Raw genomic sequence first — 18,131 nt, 5'->3', positions numbered from 1 at the left:
CGGCGTCCGCGCGGCCCTCGTTTCAATTGGGAAACCGCAGATCAGTTGCCGGGGCAGAAATCGTCGCGCTTGACGCTCATCGTCGCCTCGGCGGAGAAGCCGAAAGGCTCGATGATCGAGGCGAATTCGCCGCTCGCCTTGATCTCGCTGAGAGCCTTGTCGTAGGCCTCGCGGAAAGCGGTGTCCTCCGGATTGAACGCGGAACCGGCGCAGCCCATCGGGACACCCTTGACCGGCATGACGAGTTCCAGATTGTCGTCGTCGAACTTCTCCAGGAGATCCTTGGTGCCGAGGCCGGACAGCGCGAAGACGTCGACGCGGCCCTGCTGCAGCATCTTGATGCCGCTCGGCGGATCGGTGAACACCTTGATCTGTGCGGGCTGCACGCCGCGCTCGGTCGCATAAAGCTCCTCGGCGCAACCGGCGCAAGTGGTCATGGTGACCTCCGGATTGGCCGCGATATCCTCATAGGTCTTGATGTTGTGCGGATTGCCCTTGGCGACGGCGAAGGCTTCCGCGCCGCAGAGATCCGGCTCGGAATAAATGATCGCTTCGCAGCGGTTCGGCTTGATGTAGAGGCCTGACGTGGCCATGTCGACGCGCCGGGCCAGAAGCGCCGGGATCATCGAGCCGTAGGGAACGACCTGGGCCCTCAGTTCCGGCACGCCCAGTTTCTTCATGACGGCGCGGGCGACTTCCGGCGCGGCGCCGGAGACGTAGCCGTCGGACTTGATGTCGCTGTATGGCGGCTCATTGGCGACCGCAACGGTCGCGTATCCCTGTTTGCGAAGCTTCTCGAGCGTGTCTTCGGCCGATGCGGACGATACCGAGAGCATCGTCACCAATACGCCGGCAAGCGTCAGTCCGAGGCGTTGTCGGGTGGAGGATTTCATCATGGTCTTTCCTTTCGGTCGGGGGCGGGAGTTACGAAACATTGATGTACTTGCTGAGAAAGGCCCGGGTCCTGGGCTCGCTTGGATCCGAGAAGATGATCTTCGGATCGCCGGATTCGACGATCTTTCCCTTGTCGAAGAACAGGACGCGATCCGCGAAATCGCGGGCGAAGTTCATCTCGTGGGTGACCGTCAGCATGGTTGTGTCGGAATCGGACGCCAGTTTGCGCAGGACGGTCAGAACCTCGTCGACGAGTTCGGGATCGAGCGCCGAGGTGACCTCGTCGAAGAGCATGATCTTCGGGTCCATGGCCAGCGAGCGTGCGATGGCCACGCGCTGCTGCTGCCCGCCGGAAAGCTGGTGCGGAAAGTGATTGGCCTTGTCGCTCAGACCGACGAGGCCGAGCAGTTCCATCGCCTTGTCGCGCGCTTCGGATTTTGACGTCTTGCGGACGAGAACCTGCGGCTGCTCGATGTTCTGGACCGCGTTGAGGTGCGGGAACAGGTTGAAGTGCTGGAACACCATCCCGATGTCGTTGCGCATCTTGTGGAGATGCGCCTCGCTGGCGTCGACCAGCTTTCCGTCCTTCTCCTCGTGCCAGAGATAGTCGCCATTGACGACGACCTGACCCGCGCTGATCGTTTCCAGCGTCATGAGAATGCGGAGGATGGTGGTTTTTCCGGATCCGCTCGGCCCGATGAGGGCGAGTTTTTCACCGGCGGCGACTTCGAGATTGAGACTGTCCAGAACCTTCAAACTGCCGAAGCTTTTGTGGACATTCCGGAACTCGATGATGTTGGGAACCTCAGTCAGCAGTCATGACCTTTTCAGTGGCTGCCCGGCGATACGCCACGCAAACAGGGTTACCGGAAGACGAGATCGAAGCTCTTTGACAAACCGTTCTCTCTGTGATGCTAGATCGTAGCGTAGCAAAGGAATTTGATGGTATTGTTCACTTCCAATGCCGTAGATGATAAAAACCGCTATTTTTCGCATCCCAATTGACCGGTAGTAATCAACATGGACCTATCCGCCGCAGACCAGACAATCCTCAGAATGCTGCAGGAAAATTCACGCGAGAGGCTGGAGGCCATCGCCATGGAAACCGGGCTTTCGGTTGCGACCGTGCAGCGCCGCATCCGCAATCTGAAGGCCGACGGTACGATCATGGCGGAAAGCGCGCTGATCAATCCGAAGTCGGTCGGCTATGCGATGACGTTCCTGGTTTTTGTCGAACTGGAGCACGAGCGCATCGACCAGATCGACGCGTTTCGCCGCAAGGCCCGCGCGGAACCGCAGGTGCAGCAGTGCTACTACATTACCGGTGAAGCCGACTTCGCGATCATCGCGCTCGCCAGGGACATGGAGGACTACGAACACTTGACGCACCGGCTGTTCTTCAAGGACTCCAACGTCAAGCGCTTCCGCACCTCGGTGGTCATGGATCGCACCAAGGTCGGCGCGAACGTGCCGCTGTAGAAGCTGTCGTCAGGCGATGACGGGAATGGTGGCCGGCGCTGCGGTGGTCAGAAGCACAGGCCCCTCTTCGGTCAGGAGAAAGTCTTCCTCATGCACCAGCATCCTGCCGCCCGGCAGGCCGACAGACGGCTCCAGCGTCAGCACCATGCCGGCCTGCAGCACGGTGTCGTCATTGGCGGCAAAGGACGGCCATTCGGTCAGTTGCATGCCGAGCCCATGACCCATTCGGCCAACGCCGCCTTCGCCGGGGAAGTCCTTCCGGAGGATCTGCTGCATGGCATGGAAAACCCCGGCGCAGGTCGCACCCGGACGCGAGGCCTGCAGTCCGGCTTCCACCGCTTCGAGCAGCGCGTCATAGGCCCTGGCCGTCTCCTCGGTGACCGGACCGAACGCGAAATTGCGATCGAAGTCGCAAAAGTAACCGTCAAATGTCGACCCGGTGTCGAGCATAAGGATATCGCCATTCTCGACGCGCCGTGTCGAGGGCGGCGAAATGATGTTGCCATAGCCGCCGCGTCCCGCACCGCCGACAAGATAGTCGACATCGTCGATACCCGCTTCGAGACAGGCGATCTTGAAGCGCCGGAAGATCTCGATACCCGACATGCCGACGCGCAATTGCTCCGCAAAGGATCCGAAGACGCCGGAAACGAGACCGCAGGCATGGGCGATCTTCTCGACCTCCGCCGGCGACTTCACCATGCGCAATTGCCGGATCAGGCCTGTTGCGTCGGCGAAGACCGTATTCGGCAGCGAAGCACAAAGCCTGCGAAAATCCCCGAGCGGCATGCGAAGATGGGTCTCCGGCCCTTCGAGAATACCGATCCTGGCCTTTTCACCCAGCACTTCGCGAAGCGTATCGGCGACGAGCGTGATGCCTTCGTCATGCGGCTGCGGCGAATCCCAGCATCGCACATCGTCGAGCCAGGTTGACTCGAAACACTCGCGCCCGATCGACGGCACGATGGCGACCGGCTTGCCCGACGCCGGGACCAGCAGGAACCAGGGCCGGGTCGGGCTCAACCAGAAGCGAGAGAGGAAGCCCGTGAAATAGCGGATTTCCGGTTCGGTCGTGAGGAGAAGCCCGTCGAAACCGGTCTCCGCCATTCGGGCCTGGGCTTTGGCAAGTCGTCGTTCGAATTCCGACGAGGAAAATCCGCGCTGCGGAGCGCTGGCGGCGGACATGGTCTGGAGGCGGAAATCGCTCATGGGCAAGTGATCTCAGGCCGGCAATCGGGTTTCGATCAGACGCGTCCAGAATTCGGCGCCTCTGGCGAGAATCTCGTCGTTGAAATCGTAGCGCGGATTGTGCAGCGCGCGGCCATGTGAACCGTCCGTGCCGTTGCCGAGGAAGAAATAGGCGCCGGGACGGTGCTCCAGAAACGCCCCGAAATCGTCGGACGCCAGCAATGGCGGGCAATCGGCGTCAACCTCGTCCGCTCCGAACAAGGTCGCCGCAAGTTGCGCCACGATGTCGGCTTCGCGCGGTGTGTTGATGGTGGCCGTGAATTCGCGATTGTAGCGCACCTCGCATTCGGCGCGATGCGCGGTGGCGATGCCCGAGGCGATCCGGCGCATCGCGGCATCGATGACATCGCCTGTCTGCGGCGAATAGGATCGGGCATCTCCGGTGATCACCACCTGGCCAGGGATAACGTTGCGAACGCCGCTGGTCGTGAAATCGGTCACCGAGACAACCGCACTTTCGACAGGATCCATCTCCCTGGAGACGATTGTCTGCAAGGCGGTGACCACCTGCGCGCCGGCAACGATCGGGTCGACGCCGCGATGCGGCATGGCGGCATGGGTGCCCTTGCCGGTCAGTTCGATGCGGAACGTATCCTCGCAGGCCATCACCGCTCCCGAACGAACGGCCACGCGTCCGGAGGCGAGGCCCGGCAAATTGTGGAGCGCATAGATCGCGTCGATGGGGAACCGCTCGAACAGACCGTCGGATATCATGGCACGCGCGCCGCGCCCGTTTTCCTCGTCCGGCTGGAAGATGAACACCGCCGTTCCGTCGAAGGCTCCTTGTCTGGCGAGGTACAACGCTGCGCCAAGAAGCATGGATGCATGACCGTCATGTCCACAGGCATGCATGGTATCGGGCGTCGCCGATGCGTATCCGAAATCGTTCTCTTCCGAGATCGGCAAGGCGTCCATCTCCGCCCGGATGGCAATGGCGCCGCTGCCTGTCCCGCGCTGAAGCACCCCGACAATGCCGGTGCCGCCAACGCCTTCGTGGACAGCGATTCCGGCCGAACGCAAATGCGCGGCGATCATGCCCGACGTCCGCTTCTCGCTGAATCCGAGTTCCGGATTGCGATGCAGGTCATGCCGCCATTCACCCATTTGCCGACAAAGGTCCTCGGGGAGGCTTGCCCGTGCAGGAGTTTCCGGTGCGCGCGCGGTTTCCATGCTGAATTTGTCCTTTTCCTGCCGGTCTGCGCGGCTTAAAGGAGGCCAATTGTCCGGGGCCGATTTCCAACCGTTCAATGCAGGCCCGCCGGCCCGAGTTTGCGGACTTTGTTCGATGCGGGCAGATCACAAATAGTGTTTCGGGAATTTAATTTTCTCATTTTTTGGGCAATTTTGATGTTTCTCAGTCAAGTACGGGGCATATCTTGCCGCGAATGAAAATAGAGAATTCAGCCGTGAACCACGGCGAGATACCGCGCCGATTTCGGGCCGTCCCGGACCGGCCGCTGGCCATGCTTCGGCAATGCCCGGTCTATCAGCCCACGCCGCTGCGCCTCATGCCGGACCTGGCGGAGGCGTTGGGCATCGGCGCGTTGTGGATCAAGGATGAGACGCGCCGCATGCGGTTGGGCAGTTTCAAGGCGCTCGGCGGCGTGTTTGCCGTCGCCCAGATGGTCGAGGACGCCGCCAGAACCGCCGACCTGCTAAGCGAAAAGGCTCGCGAAGCCGCGGCGGGGATGACCTTCATCACGGCCAGCGCCGGCAATCACGGCCTGTCGGTCGCGGCCGGCGCCCGTATCTTCGGCGCGCGCGGGATCATCGTGCTGTGCAGCGCCGTCCCCGAGGGCTTTGCCAAGCGCATTCGGGAGACCGGAAGCGAGGTGCTCCGCGTCGACGGTTCCTACGAGGACAGCGTACGCTATGCGATCGACGCCGCCGACCGGAATGGCTGGCTGCTGCTCGCGGATGGCTCCTGGGATGGATACACAGAGCGGCCGGCCCTTGTCATGGAAGGCTATACGGTTCTCGCGGAAGAATGCCGTTCCATTCTCGAGCAGACGGGCGACTGGCCGACGCATGTCTTCCTTCAGGCCGGCGTTGGCGGATTGGCGGCGGCCATTTCCGCACATATCCGCGACCAATGGCCGGTCCAGCCCAGGATCACCATCGTCGAACCGGACGCCGCGCCCTGCCTGCTGAAAAGCATCGAAACCGGCAAGCTGACGCGCGCTGACGGCCCGGAGTCGAACATGGGCCGGCTCGACTGCAAGGATGCCTCGCTGATCGCCTTCGAGGCCCTGCGCCGGGACGCCAATGCTTTCGTGACGGTGACCGATGAAGAAGCCGAAGCTTCGGCGCGCCTGCTCGCAAGTCACGGCATTTCCACCACGCCGAGCGGGGCCGCACCGCTTGCCGCGCTCGAGAATGCCGGTCTTGGAGCGGACGCCCGCTGTCTCCTGATCGCGACGGAAGGTCCGGAGACAGCCTGACCAAACCCGCGGAACCGGACAGACATGGCGGGTTCACCACGGAGAATGGCCATGATTGACGATCGCGACGATCCAGACCCATCGACGACCCTGACCGTCGGCCATTGGGGGGCATATCGCGTCCATTCCGAGAATGGGCGCCCGACACGGTTGACGCCATTCGAGGACGATCTCGAACCGTCACCGATCGGCGACGCCATGCTCGACACGCTGAGTGGCCCATGCCGGGTCTCGGCGCCGGTCGTGCGCAAGGGATGGCTGGAGGGAGATCGCGAAGCGCGCGGGCGCGACAGCTATGTCGAGCTTGGCTGGGACAACGCGCTGGACCTTGTCGCCAGGGAACTCGATCGCGTGCGCACCGATCACGGGCATGAGTCGATTTATGCCGGCTCCTATGGCTGGGCGAGCGCGGGACGCTTCCATCACGCCCAAAGCCAGTTGCGCCGCTTCATGAACCTGTTCGGCGGCTGCACGACATCGAAGGATTCCTACTCCTATGCGGCAGCCGAGGTCATCCTTCCGCACATCGTCGCGCCGATGCCGTCGTTGCTGCTCGGACACACCTCCTGGAAGGCGATCGCGGAGGGGGCGAAGCTCGTCGTCGCCTTCGGCGGCATTGCGGTCCGCAATTCGCAGATGAATCCCGGTGGCACCGGGAGCCATGCTCAACAAGCGGAGATGCGCGCCGCGCGCGCCGCCGGCGTGGAGTTCGTCAATGTCAGTCCGGCGAGGGCGGATACGATGCCGGAACTGGACGCGGACTGGTTGCCGATCCGGCCCAACACAGATGTCGCCTTGATGCTTGCACTGGCGCACACGATCATCAGCGAAGATCGCCACGATGAGGCATTCCTGAAGAGCCACTGTACGGGCTTCGACCGGTTTCTTCCCTATCTGATGGGGACCGCGGACGGCATGCCGAAGACCGCCGGCTGGGCCGAGGAAATCACCGGGCTCCCCGCCGACAAGATCGTGACGCTGGCCCGGCGAATGGCCTCCACACCGACCCTGGTCAATGCGAGTTGGTCGCTGACCCGCCAGCAGAATGGCGAGCAGGCCTATTGGATGCTCGTCGTGCTGGCGGCCATACTCGGTGGCATCGGCATCAAGGGCACCGGTTTCGGCCTCGGCCTCGGCGCGGTCAGCAGCGTCGGCAGCCACCGCGCGCATATGCCGTGGGCGGCCTTCCCGACCGGTCGCAATCCCGTTCGAAGCTTCATACCGGTCGCCCGGATCGCCGACATGCTGCTCGATCCGGGCGCGCCGTTCGACTATGATGGCGGCCAATACCATTATCCGGATACGCGCCTCGTCTACTGGGCGGGCGGCAATCCCTTCCATCATCACCAGGACCTCAACCGGTTGCGCAGGGCGTGGCGGCGCATCGAGACGGTCATCGTCCACGAGCCGTTCTGGACACCGCTGGCGCGCCATGCCGATATCGTCCTGCCTGCGACTGTCGGACTGGAACGCAACGACATCGCCGCGTCGCCACGCGACAATTACGCATTCGCAATGAAGCGCGCGGCCGATCCATACGGTCAGTCACGCAACGACCACGCTATTTTCGCCGGGATCGCCAGGCGGTTGCGCCCGAGCGGCAGCAATGAGACCGGCTTCGATGACGCGTTCACGGAGGGGCGGGGCGAAGGCGAATGGCTGCGGGCGATCTACGAGGAGTCCAGGCGAAGGGCATCGGCAAAGGGTCATGACCTTCCGGGCTTCAAGGAATTTCTCGATTCCGGGGCCATCAGGCTTGCGCCCCCGGACGAACCCGTCACGATGTTGAGCGATTTCCGCGCCGATCCGGCCGGACATCCGTTGCCGACGCCCTCCGGCCGGATCGAGATCTTTTCGGAAACGCTCGCGGGGTTCGGCCATGCCGGCCACCCGGTCTGGATCGAGCCGTCGGAATGGCTGGGCTCAAGACTTTCGGAAAAATTCCCGCTGCACCTCATTTCGCATCAGCCGGAGCGGCGCCTGCATAGCCAGCTCGATCATGGCAGCCACAGCCGCGCGGGAAAGCTGCAGGGCCGCGAACCGTGCCGGATGAACCCGCAAGACGCTGCCGCCCGCAACATTGCGGAGGGCGATCTGGTGCGCCTGTTCAATGATCGCGGCGCTTGCATCAGCGCGGTCAGGCTCGACGCGGACCTGCTCCCGGGCGTCGTCATGATAGCGACCGGAGCCTGGTATGACCCCGATTGGGACAATGATCCGGAGTGTTGCAGACACGGCAATCCGAATACGCTGACACGCGATCTGCCGACATCGACCCTCGCGCAAGGCCCCAGCGCCCAGACCTGTCTGATTGAAGCAAAACGTCTGGAAACAGAACCGCCGGCTGTCACCGCATTCGATCCACCGCAAGTGCTGGGCCGGTAAACGCGGAGAGTGAATCAGAACGGCAACTTCTGCACAACGCATTCCGGCTATTCAGAAACTGTTCCCGTGTCAGAAGCGGAAGTCCAGCGAAGGGCATTGGCGTGTCCGCTTCGGGGTGCGAAGCCGTCATTGAGAGAACGGCCACTTTCACGGCGTTACGCAGATTGCCAGCATCTATCCGAGCCTACCCGATCGCAATTCGTCTTCGCTATTTTGCTTCGCAGAGAAGGCGATCTTTTTGAGCGCTTTCCCGCTCGACTTCCTCGGCAAAGGAAGCGTGGTGCTGGCAGGTCGAACGGGTTTGTGGATCAGTCTTCCAGTGCGTCCCACGCGACGGTCGTTTGCGTCTGTTCGCCGAGGCCCTCGATGCCGAGCCGGATGGTCTGGCCTGCTTTCAGATAGACCGGCGGCTTTTGCCCCATGCCGACGCCCGGCGGGGTACCCGTCGAGATGATGTCGCCCGGCTGCAGGCTCATGAACTGCGACAGGTAGCTGACCAGATGCGCCACGCCGAACACCATCGTGCGCGTCGAGCCGTCCTGGTAGCGGTGTCCGTCGACCTCCAGCCACATAGAGAGGTTCTGGGGATCGGCGATGTCGTCCCGCGTCACCAGCCAGGGGCCGATCGGGCCGAAACTGTCGGCGCTCTTGCCCTTGACCCACTGGCCCGCCCGCTCGATCTGGAAGGCGCGTTCGGAGACATCGTTGACGAGGCAGTAGCCGGCCACATGATCCATCGCGGCGTCCTCGCCGATGTAGCGGGCCTCCTTGCCGATCACGATGCCGAGTTCGACTTCCCAGTCGGTCTTCTCGCTGCCCTTGGGGATAATGACAGGATCGTTCGGTCCGGTGATCGCGCTGGTCGCCTTGAAGAAGATGATCGGCTCATCGGGCACGGCCATGCCGCTTTCGGCGGCATGATCGGCGTAGTTCAGGCCGATGCAGATGAACTTGCCGACATGGCCGACACAGGGCCCGATACGGCTGTCCGCATCGAGCACGGGAAGTGCGGCGGGATCGGCCGCGGCGATTGTCGCCAGCCCCTCATCGGTCAGGGCATCGCCGGCGATGTCGCCGACGACGGAGGAGAGATCGCGGATCGTCCCGTCGGAATGAACAATGGCGGGTTTCTCGGCGCCCTTGGCGCCGATGCGTAGAAGTTTCATGGGTGTCTAGCCTCGTATTTGGGAGTGTCCCGCCTCTTGCTGGTCGAAGAGGGGATCAGTTTTTTGAATTCGTGACGAATCCGATACTGGTCAGGAATTCGATTGTCCGTTTGGCGAGGGGCAGGGGAACCGCCGGATCACAGGGAAACATGTCCTGTTCGACGACCGCAAAGCCTTCGTAGCCAATTTCCCTGAATTCGTGGATGAGGGCGTTGAAGTCGACCATTCCCCTCGCTGGCTCTTCCGTGTCCGTCGTCAGAGGTTTTGAGCAGTTCGGCGGCCTGATCTAGTGGAGGCTCTGGCCCATCAGGATTTCATTCTAAGCGGCGGCCTTGCGATGCAGCAAGCGCCGTTGATTGATAGTTTCGCGTTTGATCCTTTCTCTTGTCTGCAGGATGGTCTGGCTGCGTCCGAAGTAGACGTCGGCCGGTGTGAGATTGCCGAGGCTCTCGTGGTAGCGCCGGTTATTGTAATGATCGACAAAGGCGTCGATCTGCGTTTCGAGAGCACCCGGCAGGAAGTGGTTTTCGAGCAGGATGCGGTTTTTCAACGTCTGGTGCCATCGCTCGATCTTGCCCTGGGTCTGGGGATGGCAAGGCGAACCGCGGGTGTGCTCCATCCCAATGCCGGAGAGCCAATCGGCCAGTTCGCCGGCGACGTAACATGGACCATTGTCTGACAAGAGCCGTGGACGTTGCATCACCTTGGCGTTGTCGCAACCCGATGCCTGCAGGGCGAGTTCCAGCGTGTCGGTGACATCCCCGGCCTTCATCGTGGTGCATAGCTTCCAGGCGATGATGTAGCGCGAGTAATCGTCGAGGATGGTCGACAGATAGAACCAGCCCCAGCCGATGACCTTCAGATAGGTGAAGTCGGTCTGCCACAGCTGGTTCGGCGCGGTCGTCTTGTCATGGAACTCATCGGCAGCCTTGATGACGATGAAGGCTGGACTGGTGATCAGATCCTGCGCCTTGAGCAGGCGGTAGACCGAGGATTCCGAGACGAAGTAGCCTCGCGTGTCGGTGAACGTCACCGCCAGTTCGCGCGGTGACAGCTCCGGCTCATCAAGCGCAAGGTCGATGATATTTTCTCGGATGTCGTCGGGAATGCGGTTCCAGAAAGGCGCAGTGTCTTCCTGGCGCATCATGGACAAGGTGATCGATCGCCAGGACAAATCGAAAGGATCATGGATCGATCTTCCGCCGGATCGGAGGCGCGTTCGTATCGAGGTGACGCTTCTGGCCTCCGAACTCCGGAAGCGCGACATCGTCACGTTCGAGGATCTGAAGCGCTTCAGGTTCACGACGCTGCAGAAGTCCTGCTTCCGCTTCATGCTGCCGACCTTTGCTGACACGTCGACCATGGACGCCGGCCGGAGGAAAGTCGTCAAGGACATGCGTGAGGGAGAGAGGCGAAAGCGCTTCCTTGCTGCCGGCGTGGTCGGCCTCAAAGCGATGGACGATGCATGGGCAGACAGCCGGACGGTTCAACGAAAAGACATGCGAGCCGTGTTCCGCCGCAACGAGAAGACGTTGAAGACGGAACGCGTAGCAGGCGGGCCGATGCAAACCCTGGTCGCCTACGAGAAACTGAACGACCGTGTCGCGATGGCGTTGGAGAAGCTGACTGGGAGGGTGAAGAAGCAGAGTGTGTGATAGAGATAGGGTAGAAGGCTTACACCTTAGACAAGTTATTAGATCGCCAGCAACCGATCGCCACTTAACCCTTGTGCGATAAGCAAGCACTTACTCGACAGCACTGCGGATTTGGTGGGAGAAAGTTGCAACAATGAAGTCAGAAGATATCAGAATTTCCGTCAGGATAGACTCGCAGACGAGCGAGGCCGGTCGCCATGCAATCTGACAGCGTCGAGCACTTCGGCGCTCGCCACGGACGAACCTCGAGTCAAACAGAGCACAATTAGCTGCGCACCGTCGCCCTTAACTCGCCCATCGACAACCAGGGCCGACGACGATGGATCATGCGGTGACAGTTCGACCAGACGAGGACCAGGTCGGTGAGCTTGGTCTTTTCGCCGGGCTGGATCTCGTGGACCAGGCGGCTTGGTGTGATGACGGAGAATACGCGGAAATCTTCGAGGGAAACCGCCGCGTATACCCATAAGGCTGGAAATACGTAGGTAATTTGTCCTATTCATTGCAGGCGCAGCATACTCTTGGCGGTCAAAGTATTATATGAACCCGACTGATATTTACGAAGCCCTCGACGCCTTAGCGAAGGCTCCTTTTAGTTCGTCCGAATTTGCATTCCAGTTCGCCGAAGCGACAGACAACGCGAAGGCAACCTTGGCTCGCTTGCGATCCGGCGCGCTCAACAGGTCCGATATCGACGGCGGGGTGCTGCTGAACCTCAAATTCCATTACGCCCCGGCCGACGCTCTGGGGATTGAAGCCACTCTCGATGCCATAAAAGGCAGCAAGCGGACTGCGAAGCACAAGCCAGCGATCCTAATAGCCACCGACGGCGAGACCGTCGCGGCCGAGCACTGGAAGAGCGGTGAGCGGCTGCACTGCGCCTTCTCCGAGATCGGCGACCACTTCGGGTTCTTCCTGCCGGCCGCCGGCAAGGACCGGTATCGCCCGGCAGAGGAGAACCCGGTCGACGTCAAGGCGACGGGCAAGCTCGCGAAGCTCTACGACGCCCTGGTGAAAGCCAACCCCGACTGGGCCACCGATGCGCGCCGACACGACATGAACCAGTTCATGACGCGGCTAATCTTTTGCATGTTCGCCGAAGATGTCGGGATCTTCCCGGAGGACCAGTTCTCCCGCGCCATCTTCACCCATGCCGGCGACAAGGGCGAGGAAGCCCACGGCGTCCTGATCTCCGCCTTCCAGGCGATGAACCTACCCAAGAACAAGCGGACGGATCTCCCAGCCTGGAGCCAGGACCTCGAATACGTCAACGGCGGCCTCTTTGCCGGCACGATCGACGCGCCGCGCTTCGACGTCATCGCCTTCCGCTATCTTCGCGAGGCCAGCGATCTCGACTGGAAAGAGATCAACCCGGACATTTTCGGCTCGATGATCCAGTCAGTGGCCGACCCCAAGGCCCGTGCCGAACTCGGCATGCACTACACCAGCGTGCCAAATATTATGAAGGTGCTGGGCCCGCTATTCCTCGACGAAATTGACGCCGAGATTAACAAGGCCTGGAACCGGCCGAACGGGCTGCGCAAGGTTGTGGACCGGATGTCGGCGATCCGGGTGTTCGATCCGGCCTGCGGCAGCGGCAACTTCCTTGTCGTCGCATATCGCGAGCTGCGGGCCCGAGAGATCCGCATCCTGCGGCGCCTCGGCGAGCTTGAGCGTCAGACCCAGATCCAGATGTGGTCGCTGATCCCGATCACGAATTTCTATGGCATCGAGATCACGGACTTCTCGGCCGAGACTGCCAAGCTTGCCATGTTCATCGCTGAGTATCAGGCCAATGCCATGTTCGGCGAGGTTTTTGGTCAACGGCCAGCAGACCTCCCGCTCAAGACCGGTGCAAGGGTCGTTTGCCGCAACGCTCTGCATGTCGACTGGGCTGAGGTCTGTCCGCACGACGAAGGATGGGAGACAGTCATTGCCTCGAATCCGCCTTTCGTCGGAACCGGTAATCAGACTGACGAACAGAAGGAGGACCGAAACAGTGTTTTCGACGCAGATCGTCGCAAAGGCTACAAATGCCTCGACCTCGTATCGGCGTGGTTCTATCTTGCTGCGAAATACCGTCGCGCCTCTCCCAATTGCCGATTTGCGCTAGTTGCAACAAGCTCGATCACGCAGGGTCGCCAAGTGCCGGCTCTTTGGCCCTACCTGCTTGAAGAGCACGAGATCTTTTTCGCGCACCGGCCATTCAAATGGCGCAACAACGCGGCAGCCAATGCCGCTGTTGACTGCATCATCGCTGGACTAAGAGCACCATCGGGACGCCAGGCGCAACTTTTTGAAGACGCGGGCGTCTCCCTCGTGTCCCGCATCAATGCCTATCTCGTTCCTGGACCGGACCTTTATGTGAAGCAAAAAAACGCATCGCTTTTTGGTCTTCCGCAGATGGTCTATGGCGCGATGCCCAACGACGGCGGCGGGCTTATCCTCTCGTCCGAGGAACGAGATGAATTCGTGGCACGAGATAGCCGCGCGGCGCGGTTCATTCGGCCGTTGCTCGGGACAACGGAAATTATGGAAGGAACCGCTCGATACTGCCTCTGGATTGAGGACGGTGATCTGGCTGAAGCCCAGCAGGTTTCGGACATCGCTGATCGTATCGAACGCACGAAGATCCATCGCGAAAAGAGCAAGAATCCTGAGACCAATGCACGAGCGGACAGCGCACATCGCTTCTGGCACCCGGGTCTGACTTCAAATTCTCACTCGCTTCTGGTTGCCAGCGCCTCGTCTGAGCGGCGCGAAGTGTTGCCGTCGGATCGCTTCCCTGCGGAGGTGGTCGCTTCGAATCTGTGCTTCGTCATACCCGACGCGCCTGACTGGTGCTTTGCCCTCATTTCCTCACGGCTTCATCTCGTTTGGGTGGCAACCATTTGTGGAAAATGGAAACGAGATTACCGTTACTCCAACTCTTTGGGCTGGCATACTTTCCCGGCCCCCAAATTCACGGTCGAAGAGACGAAACGGATGGGTGAGAGTGCCCGGGCAATCATGAAAGTGCGATACAAGCATCACCCAGCGACTATTGCCCAACTCTATAATCCGGATACCATGCCGGAAGATCTTCGCACGATCCATATGGCGAACGATAGGCTGGTCGAGGAGATCTACATAGGCAGAGCTTTCAGAACGGACACCGAACGCCTCGAACATCTATTCAAGCTCTACGCGGCCAAAGTGAAGAAGCCAAAGAAGGAGGCCGCGTGATGGTCGATCTGGTAAAGGTCGCCTACGGACGCACGGGCACATCCAAGACCACCAACGCCATGGGCATGCGGCCGATGCAGGCGCGGGTCTTCGAGGCACGCGGCGCCCAGTTCATCCTGCTCAAGGCGCCGCCCGCTGCCGGTAAGTCTCGGGCGCTGATGTTCCTCGGCCTCGACAAACTCGAGCACCAGGGCGTGCGCAAGGTGATCGTAGCCGTGCCCGAGACCTCGATCGGGGCCTCTTTCCGGTCGACAGACCTGACTTCGCACGGCTTCTTCTGGGACTGGAACGTCGAGCCGCGTTGGAACCTCTGCGTTAGTGGCACCGAGGACGGGTCGAAGTCTCAGAAGGTGAAAGCCTTTCAGGAGTTCATGGCCTCCGATGAGGAGGTGATCGTATGCACCCACGCCACCTTCCGCTTTGCCTATGACGCCATCGAGGCCGAGGCGGGCGTAGAGGCCTTTGACGACTGCCTGATCGCGATCGACGAATTCCACCATGTCAGCGCCGGCGACGGCAACCGCCTGGGCGAGATCTTGCGGCGGCTTCTGGTGCGCGAGAAGGCACATGTCGTGGCCATGACCGGCAGCTACTTCCGCGGAGACAGCATCCCGGTCCTGCGGCCCGAGGATGAGGCCAAGTTCCGGTCGATCACCTACTCATACTACGAGCAGCTCGACGGATACGAACACCTCAAGTCGCTTGGCATCAGTTACAGCTTCTACCGCGGCAAATACATCTCGGCGATCCCGGACGTCCTCAACACTGACCTCAAGACAATCGTGCATATCCCGCACCGTGGCTCGGCCGAGGCCTATGGCGAAAAGAACGACGAGGTCGGTCGGATCATCGACGCGATCGGCGAGCATGTCGGACGAGACAAGGAGACCGGCTTCGATCTGGTCCGCCGCAAGTCGGACGGCAAGATCCTCAAGGTCGCGGACCTGGTGAACGATAACGAGGAGCGCGGCGGCGTGAAGGCTGCGCTGACACGCGAGATCACCGGCCCCGACGGCCGCCGGGACGATACGGCTGACCGCGACAAGGTCGACATCATCATCGCGCTTGGCATGGCCAAGGAAGGCTTCGACTGGCCCTGGTGCGAGCACGCCCTGACGATCGGCTACCGCTCCTCGCTAACAGAGATCGTTCAGATCATAGGGCGCGCAACACGGGACGCCACGGGAAAGTCCCATGCCCAGTTCACCAACCTGATCGCCGAGCCCGGCGTCGAGACCACAGTCGTGGCTGATGCGGTCAACGACATGCTGAAGGCAATCTCGGGCGCGTTGCTGATGGAGCAGGTGCTTCAGCCGAACTTCCGATTCTACCGGCGCGAAGACGGCGACATCCGCGAACCGGTCCATTTCGATGACACTGGCACCATCCACATCGGCATCAAGGGGTTGATGGAGCCGCCGACCGATCGATCGAAGGCGATCTGCGAGAACGACATGCAGGATTTGATCGCCAAGGCGTGTCAGGCCATGGATCGCCGCACTGTCGCTGACGACATCGCACCTGAGGTCGCCACCCAGATGGTGCTCACCGACATCATCGAGCAGAGCTACGAGGATCTCTCCGAGGACGAGACGGAGGCGATCCGTCAAGATCTGGCGGCGCGCATGAACATCGCCTCAATCGCCCGCAAGGAAGCGGAACAGGCGTCGTCGCAATCGGAGTTTTCGGAAGACTCTGAAGAGTTCGAACACGCGCCAGACGGCATGAACCTGATCAACATGGTGAAGAAGTTCATCAACGTGCGAGAGCTCGACATTGATTTGATCGACGGTATCAACCCGTTCCGAGAAGGCTTCGACGTCGCCTCGAAGGCGTTAGACACACCGCTATTAAAACAGATCCAGAGCGCCATGATCGCGCAGCGCATCCAGATGACCGAGGACGAGGCGCGCACGCTCTGGCCGCGGATCAAGCGTTTCCGCGAGGCCGAGGGGCGGGAGCCGAACCCGCATGCAGCCGACCCCCTGGAGAAGCGTATGGCCGAGGCTCTCGCTTATATTCGCGCCAAGAAAGCGGAACGGATGCGCTCCGCCGCCGCGGGGTGAATGTATGCCGCGCCCGACGCTTGACGAGATCTTTGACGAACCGGATGAGTTCGGCCTGCTCGATGTCCAGCTTAGTCCGCGCGGCACGCGGCCGCCGGAGCTCGAGCGCGACGCGGGTCTCGTGCGTGAGGTGAACGATTTCTATGACCGGCATGGCCGACTGCCGAACGAGGACGCCGCCGATCACGATGAGATGCGGCTCGGAACGATCTGGAGCGGTCTTTCAGGACGCGCCGACCCCGAGGTTTTTCGCGATGTCGATCGCAATGGGTTGCTTGCCATGGCGCCGGTCGACGATACGCCGCCGGCCCGCGATTGGCGCGACGATCCCCTTGAGGACGAGATCCCAGACAGCATGGACGACATCTTCGATGAGGACGACGAAGACCTGTCCGAAGCGTTCACGCGGATCGAGCATGTTACGCGGGTCGCCCAACGCAACCTTCCAGACCACCGGGCCGAGTTCTTCCCTTGCCCCGATTTCGAGGTCTTTCGGCCGGCTTTCGAGGAGCTCCAGTCGGAGCTTGAGGTCGGCACCAGGGAGGCAACGGCCGTAGGCGCGCGCGAGGTGATCGATGTCCAGGAGGGCAGCTACTTCATTCGGAATGGGCTCCTGGCTTATATCGCGGAGAAGGCCGAGATGACCGCCCGCGGCGGCAAACGGGATCATCGCCTCCGGGTTGTCTTCTCGAACGGCACCGAGAGCGATCCGCTGATCTCATCCTTTCGCAAGGCGCTTGCCGCCGATCCAACAGCGCGCATTATACACCGCCCCGGTCTCGGACCCCTTGACCCAGATTGGGAGGCAGACCAACTCGACCTGACCGGCACGATCTATGTTGCCAGGAGTCGATCGGATGAGCCCGCGATTAAAGAAGTGCGCGACATACTCCTCAAAATCGGGGTTACGACCCAGGACGTGAACAGGCGCGTTGCCGATGCCCGCAACGATCCAACGTTCCTTCTCGCGCCGGTCGATGTCATCGCGACCTATGAATTGAAGAACCTGTCCCGACAAAAAGTTGAGAGCCTCCTACATCGCTTTTTCGATGCCGCCAGACCTCAGGACCTTTGGATTAAGGATCGTTTCGGCCGGAAAGTGCGACCAAGAGAGTGGTTCTATTTACTACCGGAGCATGTAGCCCAGGCGGTCCGGGCGATACGTGCGGGGACATTGCATCAACTCCGATATGATCCCGAGCAGCAGAGGATTGTTTCTGCGGAGTGATTAGGAGTCCAGCTACCTACTGAAAGGAAGTTGGGAAATACCGATGACAGTAATGTTCTTTCCCCGGCGAACCCGACGGGCTTCGAACCTGTGACCTCTGCCTGGGGAGACAGCGCGGCTCCCCATCGGAATTTCGCATTGATGGAATCGCCCGCCTCGGTTATCAAGGGTGGACTTTGGCCTTGCGCCGCGAGCACCCGTAGCTCAGCTGGATAGAGCGCTGCCCTCCGAAGAGTCCCCGGCTTGATGTTTCTGCCGACCAACCCGCATTGGTTGCCCTTGAACTAGCATTCGGCTGATAACACCCCTCGCTGTCCAGGATCTGATACAGGCACGAATTCGGC

At 61.1% G+C, this 18,131-nt stretch carries 12 protein-coding genes and 1 pseudogene; 7 read left to right on the top strand and 6 right to left on the bottom strand.

Going from position 1 to position 18,131, the window contains the following annotated elements:
* Nucleotides 1-41 precede the first annotated feature (41 nt).
* Nucleotides 42-893, bottom strand: coding sequence for an ectoine/hydroxyectoine ABC transporter substrate-binding protein EhuB (gene ehuB, locus ACQK2M_RS20470; protein WP_223479418.1), 852 nt, complete (start codon nt 891-893; stop codon nt 42-44).
* 31 nt (nt 894-924) lie between these two features.
* Entirely contained in the window at nt 925-1,707 is a 783-nt protein-coding gene (gene ehuA / locus ACQK2M_RS20465; protein WP_274385126.1) for an ectoine/hydroxyectoine ABC transporter ATP-binding protein EhuA, read from the bottom strand.
* 207 nt (nt 1,708-1,914) lie between these two features.
* Here ehuA and ACQK2M_RS20460 point away from each other — a divergent pair, with 207 nt between their 5' ends.
* Entirely contained in the window at nt 1,915-2,373 is a 459-nt protein-coding gene (locus ACQK2M_RS20460) for an Lrp/AsnC family transcriptional regulator (protein WP_223479411.1), read from the top strand.
* Between the two features lie 9 nt (nt 2,374-2,382).
* Here ACQK2M_RS20460 and ACQK2M_RS20455 read toward each other — a convergent pair whose 3' ends face one another.
* Complete coding sequence (locus ACQK2M_RS20455; protein WP_425419318.1) at nt 2,383-3,582, bottom strand: M24 family metallopeptidase; 1,200 nt, start codon at nt 3,580-3,582, stop codon at nt 2,383-2,385.
* A gap of 12 nt (nt 3,583-3,594) precedes the next feature.
* Nucleotides 3,595-4,725: a M20 aminoacylase family protein gene (locus ACQK2M_RS20450; RefSeq protein WP_425419317.1), complete on the bottom strand. Its 1,131-nt coding sequence runs from the start codon at nt 4,723-4,725 to the stop codon at nt 3,595-3,597.
* A 302-nt stretch (nt 4,726-5,027) separates the two neighbouring features.
* Between ACQK2M_RS20450 and ACQK2M_RS20445 the strand changes: the two genes are divergently transcribed.
* Both ACQK2M_RS20445 and ACQK2M_RS20440 read left to right on the top strand, forming a co-directional pair.
* Nucleotides 5,028-6,062 (top strand): diaminopropionate ammonia-lyase, encoded by a 1,035-nt coding sequence (locus ACQK2M_RS20445; RefSeq protein WP_425419316.1) that lies wholly within the window; start codon nt 5,028-5,030, stop codon nt 6,060-6,062.
* 51 nt (nt 6,063-6,113) lie between these two features.
* Nucleotides 6,114-8,447: a molybdopterin-dependent oxidoreductase gene (locus tag ACQK2M_RS20440; RefSeq protein WP_425419315.1), complete on the top strand. Its 2,334-nt coding sequence runs from the start codon at nt 6,114-6,116 to the stop codon at nt 8,445-8,447.
* A gap of 308 nt (nt 8,448-8,755) precedes the next feature.
* On the opposite strand, the gene ACQK2M_RS20435 is transcribed toward ACQK2M_RS20440, so the two are convergent.
* A complete protein-coding gene (locus ACQK2M_RS20435; protein WP_425419314.1) occupies nt 8,756-9,613 on the bottom strand; it encodes a fumarylacetoacetate hydrolase family protein in 858 nt (285 codons plus the stop codon).
* A 319-nt stretch (nt 9,614-9,932) separates the two neighbouring features.
* Nucleotides 9,933-10,730, bottom strand: a pseudogene (locus ACQK2M_RS20430) (IS3 family transposase); the annotation flags it as partial.
* Nucleotides 10,731-10,740: 10 nt separating this feature from the next.
* On the opposite strand from ACQK2M_RS20430, the gene ACQK2M_RS20425 reads away from it, so the two are divergent.
* The 4 genes from ACQK2M_RS20425 to ACQK2M_RS20410 all read left to right on the top strand — a co-directional run bounded on the left by ACQK2M_RS20425 (nt 10,741) and on the right by ACQK2M_RS20410 (nt 17,787).
* Nucleotides 10,741-11,268 carry a hypothetical protein gene (locus ACQK2M_RS20425; RefSeq protein WP_425419313.1) on the top strand — a complete coding sequence of 176 codons (528 nt, stop codon included), beginning with the start codon at nt 10,741-10,743 and terminating at the stop codon, nt 11,266-11,268.
* A 540-nt stretch (nt 11,269-11,808) separates the two neighbouring features.
* Entirely contained in the window at nt 11,809-14,493 is a 2,685-nt protein-coding gene (locus ACQK2M_RS20420) for a class I SAM-dependent DNA methyltransferase (RefSeq protein ID WP_425419312.1), read from the top strand.
* Nucleotides 14,493-16,559 (top strand): DEAD/DEAH box helicase, encoded by a 2,067-nt coding sequence (locus tag ACQK2M_RS20415; RefSeq protein WP_425419311.1) that lies wholly within the window; start codon nt 14,493-14,495, stop codon nt 16,557-16,559. The genes ACQK2M_RS20420 and ACQK2M_RS20415 overlap by 1 nt, the downstream gene beginning before the upstream one ends.
* Nucleotides 16,560-16,563: 4 nt before the next feature.
* A complete protein-coding gene (locus ACQK2M_RS20410; protein ID WP_425419310.1) occupies nt 16,564-17,787 on the top strand; it encodes a GIY-YIG nuclease family protein in 1,224 nt (407 codons plus the stop codon).
* The last annotated feature ends 344 nt before the right edge of the window (nt 17,788-18,131 follow it).

This window comes from Oricola indica (genome assembly GCF_965227485.1).
Taxonomy (GTDB): domain Bacteria; phylum Pseudomonadota; class Alphaproteobacteria; order Rhizobiales; family Rhizobiaceae; genus Oricola; species Oricola indica.
The sequence above is the reverse complement of the archived record's forward strand: the minus strand, read 5'-3'. Positions and strand labels throughout refer to the sequence as shown.